Origin of the sequence: Actinomadura sediminis (assembly GCF_042675525.1) — a bacterium.
Taxonomy (GTDB): Bacteria; Actinomycetota; Actinomycetes; order Streptosporangiales; family Streptosporangiaceae; genus Spirillospora; species Spirillospora sediminis.
Genome location: NZ_JBHTJA010000213.1, coordinates 1 through 4,077, shown reverse-complemented (window position 1 = coordinate 4,077; position 4,077 = coordinate 1). Strand labels below are relative to the sequence as shown.

The following is a 4,077-nucleotide window of genomic DNA, read 5'->3' as shown; positions in this document are numbered from 1 at the left end:
CCCCACGCCCACCCCCACCCCGACTCCGACCCCCACCCCTCCCGGTGGCCAGCACTTCGACTTCACCCTCTCCGGTGAGACCTTCGTGAAGGCCCCGAACGGGACGGCGCCGCTGTCCGGCACCGTGGGCGCGGACCTCGACCTCATGACCGGGGACGTCGTCGCGGACCTGCAGCTCGACCCGACCCAGGGCGACTTCAGGATCCTCGGGTTCCTGCCGGTGACCGCCGGCATCGGGTTCTCCAACCAGGGCCAGACGACCGGTGTCTACGAGAGCGGCCAGCTCACGACCAACACCAAGGTCATCACCAAGCTGTCGTCGTTCAAGGTGTTCGGGATGATCCCGATCGGCGGCGGCGAGAACTGCCAGACCGCCGAGCCGTCGGACATCACCCTGCAGTCCGCCGAGGGCGAGTTCTTCGACCCGAACGCGGGCGGCACGATCAGCGGCGAGTACTCGCTGTCGAAGATCACCGACTGCGGGCCCCTCACCGGGATCCTCAGCCTGTTCACCGCGGGCGACGGCAACACGATCGACCTGACCCTCACGCCCAAGGCGTGACCCGGGCGGCCCCGGCCGGCGGCCGACCCGGCCGGTGACCGGTGGCCGATCGACGGCCGACCGGCGGCCCCCGCCGTACCGATGGTGCGGCGGGGGCCGTCCCGTCAGGCGACCCCCACCCCGAAAGGCGAACGTTGACCAGGAAACGAAGAGCGGCGCACCGCGGCGCGCTCCGCGCGGCGGGCGCGCTGAGCGCGGCCGCCGCCGTGGCGGCGGCCGGGCTCGTCGCCGGCCCGGCCGCGGCCGCGGCGCCGGCGACCCTCGAACTCGACTACCACTGCACCTTCCCGCTGATCGGCCCCCAGCCGGTGCACGTGTCCCTCAGCGCGGACGTCCCGGAGACCGTGCGGGTCGGCGAGACGATGCCCGGGATCGCCGTCGACTCGACGGCGACCGTCGGCGCCGCCTCGACCCGCGCGCTCGCCGCCCTCGGCACCGCGACCATCGAGGGCGACGCCCGCGCGGACGCGAACCTCACGGTCCCCGAGATGCCCGGCGGCCTGCCCGTCCAGGTGGACGTCGCGCTGGACCGGACGAACGTGCCCGCGTCCGGCGAGTTCACCGTGCGGGGCGGCGGCACGGCGCCCGACCTCACGTTCACGAAGCCGGGCCCCGGCACGGTCGCCGTCGGCGACCTCGTGCTGACGCTGACGCCCCGGACGGACGACGGCGGCCCCGGCGGCCTCGGCACGTTCGAGTCCGAATGCGTCCAGGACCCCGGGCAGGACAACGTGCTCGCGTCCTTCGAGATCATCGACGGGACGGGCGGCGGTGGCGGCGACCACGCGTACGCGGTCGAGGGCTCGACCGTCCTGAAGACGTCCGGCGGGACCGCCCCGCTCACCGGCGGCATGACCCTCGCGCTCGGCGGCGCCGCCGGGGACGCCGCCCGCGCCGACCTCGCGCTCGAACCGGCCGTCGCGAACTTCGGGCTGTTCGGGTTCCTCCCGGTCACCGCCCAGATGCGGCTCGACGACGGCGACGGCGGGACGGCCGCGCTCGCCGGGGGCGTCCTCACGACGACGTCCACGGTCACGGCCGCGTTCCCGTCGTTCCGCGTCTTCGGCGTCGTCCCGGTCGGCGGCGGCGACGGGTGCCGCACCGCGGAGCCGTCCGAGCTGACGCTCACCTCGGGGCCGGGCTTCGACCCCGCCGCGGGCGGCCGCCTCACCGGCACCCACGACCTCGCGCCCCTCACCGGCTGCGGCGCCCTCACCGGCCTGCTCGCCGACGCCGTCACCGCCCCCGGCGGGACCGTCGAGCTGGCCCTCACCCCCACGACGCCCCCGGCGGGCACGCCATGACCCCCCGAGCGAGCACCGCGACGCGCGCCCGGACGGTCGCGGGCGCGGGCGCCCCGGCGAACGACCCGAACAGGTAGGAGGCGGAGATGCCGATCTTCACCGCACGTCGCCGCCGGGGTGCGCTCGGCGGCGCCGCCGCGGCCGCGCTCGTCCTCGCGCTGGCCGCGGCCCCGGCCGTCCCCGCGAGCGCCGCGGCCCCGGCCGCGCCCGCAACGGCCGATCCGAGGCCGCCCGGCGACGCGTTCTACACGCCGCCCGCCCCGCTGCCCGCCGGGAAGCCGGGCGACGTCATCCGCGCGCGACCGGCCAAGGCGGGGCCGCCGACCGCGCGGGGCCTCGCGGACGCCTGGCAGGTCATGTACCTGTCGACGGACGCGCTCGGCCAGCCCGTCGCGGTCACCGGGATGGTGCTCGTCCCGAAGGCGGGCGACCCTGCGTCGCTGCCCGTCGTCGGGTTCGGGCCGGGGACGAGCGGGCCGTCGTTCCGCTGCGCGCCGTCCCGGTTCATCGACCGGGGCGCGTTCTACGAGCAGGCCGCGCTGAACGAGATGCTCGCCGCCGGGTACGCGGTCGCCGTCACCGACTACGAGGGCTACCACGAGAAACCCGAGACGACCTACATCGTCCACTCGATGGGGAACGCGCTGATCGACGCGGTGCGCGCGGCGCAGCGGCTCGAGGAGGCGGGGCTGCCCGACGCCGGGAAGGTCGCGTTCCGGGGCTACTCGCAGGGCGGGGCCGCCGCCATGTGGGCGGGGCAGAAGCAGCCCGGGTACGCGCCCGAACTGGACGTCGCGGGCATCGTGGGCGGCGGCGTCCCGTCCGACCTCGCGGCCGTGGGCATCGCGCTGGAGGGCGCCGACCCGTTCGGGTTCCTCCTCTACTCCATGGTCGGCATGGACAACGCCTACCCGGAGCTGAACCTCGAGTCGTACGTCAACGACGCCGGACGCGCGATGCTGGCGGCGTTCGAGAACGACACGTGCACGCTGGAGCTGCTGCTCGACCACCAGGGCAAGACGGTGTCGGACTACTTCGCGACCAGCCCGTACGCGTCGACGCCGTGGCTGGAGCGGGTCGCGGAGAACACGCTGGGCGCGGGTGCGCCCGCGGCGCCCGTCTTCCAGTACCACTCGAAGGCCGACGAGATCGTCGCGTTCGGGCAGGCGGAGCGGCTGCACCGCGACTACTGCGCGCTCGGCGTCCCCGTCACCTGGAAGACCTGGGACGGCATCGGCCACATCACGCTCGTCTACCGCGGCAACGAGGACGCGATGGCGTTCCTCGCGGACCGTTTCGCGGGCGAGCCCGCCACCTCGAACTGCGCGTGAACGAAGGAGAACGGACATGGTGCGGCGTGTGATCGCCGGGGCGGTGCTGGCCGGGACGGCCGTGCTCGCCGCCGCCGGCTGCGGCTCCGAGGAGAAGAAGGACCCGCCCGAAGTCGCCTGGGCGGGGAAACTGTGCGACATCTCCGCGCAGCTCCCCGCGATGAAGGTCCCCGAACTCCAGGCGGCGGACGCGGCGACGTCGAAGAAGTCGCTCGTCCAGATGCTGGGCGACATCTCGCAGCGGATGCGGACGTTCGAATCGGAGATGCAGCGGCTCGGTGCGCCGCCCGTCACGGGCGGTGAGCAACTGTTCAAGGACGCGATGACGAACCTGATGCAGACGCGTTCGACGGTCTCGACGGCGTCGCTGCGGCTGGAGAAGGCCGACGTGAAGAACGAGAAATCGCTGCAGAAGGCCGTCGGCCAGATGGGCGACGTGTTCGGCCGGTTCCAGACGTATCAGGGGCCCCGGCAGGATTTCGCGAAGAACGCCGAATTGAACGCGGCGTTCGCGAAGGCGCCCGCGTGCAAGAACTGAGCGGGTGAGCCGGAACGCGGCCCCGTCCGTCCGCCGGGAGCATTGGGGACGGACGGGGCCGCGGCGCGCGGTCCGGACGGGCGCGTCAGCCGCGCGGCGCGGCGGACGCCATGACCTGCATGCAGACGGCCATCGCGCGCTGCATGTCCCCGGACGGGGTCGCGGGCGGCTGCCACTTCCGGATGTCGGCGGGGATGTCGACGCCCTTGTCCCGCATGCACTTGGCGAAGGCGTTCACGGCCTCCGGGGGCGGGCCGGTGGGGGCGCCGTTCGCGCCGCTCCCGCCGCCCGCCCCGGCGCCGCCGGACCCGCCGGCGCCGCCGTCGGCACCGGACCCGGCGC

3 protein-coding genes and 2 pseudogenes are annotated in these 4,077 nt (G+C 74.6%); 4 read left to right on the top strand and 1 reads right to left on the bottom strand.

The window, feature by feature from the left end; translation table 11 throughout:
* The 4 genes and pseudogenes from ACFQ11_RS37260 to ACFQ11_RS37245 form a co-directional block, all read left to right on the top strand.
* A pseudogene (locus ACFQ11_RS37260) lies at positions 1 to 562 on the top strand (fibronectin type III domain-containing protein); the annotation flags it as partial.
* 134 nt (positions 563 to 696) lie between these two features.
* On the top strand, positions 697 to 1,866 hold the full coding sequence (locus tag ACFQ11_RS37255; RefSeq protein WP_378307603.1) for a DUF6801 domain-containing protein: 1,170 nt from the start codon (positions 697 to 699) through the stop codon (positions 1,864 to 1,866).
* 86 nt (positions 1,867 to 1,952) lie between these two features.
* Positions 1,953 to 3,197 carry a lipase family protein gene (locus ACFQ11_RS37250; protein ID WP_378307601.1) on the top strand — a complete coding sequence of 415 codons (1,245 nt, stop codon included), beginning with the start codon at positions 1,953 to 1,955 and terminating at the stop codon, positions 3,195 to 3,197.
* Positions 3,198 to 3,213: 16 nt separating this feature from the next.
* Complete coding sequence (locus ACFQ11_RS37245; RefSeq protein ID WP_378307599.1) at positions 3,214 to 3,735, top strand: hypothetical protein; 522 nt, start codon at positions 3,214 to 3,216, stop codon at positions 3,733 to 3,735.
* Between the two features lie 85 nt (positions 3,736 to 3,820).
* On the opposite strand, the pseudogene ACFQ11_RS37240 reads toward ACFQ11_RS37245, so the two are convergent.
* Positions 3,821 to 4,077, bottom strand: a pseudogene (locus ACFQ11_RS37240) (hypothetical protein); the annotation flags it as partial.

Excerpts from the sequence above, each read along its gene's own strand:
- ACFQ11_RS37245 (WP_378307599.1), top strand. The coding sequence starts at position 3,214 with ATGGTGCGGCGTGTGATCGCCGGGGCGGTGCTGGCCGGGACGGCCGTG.
- ACFQ11_RS37250 (WP_378307601.1), top strand. The coding sequence starts at position 1,953 with ATGCCGATCTTCACCGCACGTCGCCGCCGGGGTGCGCTCGGCGGCGCC.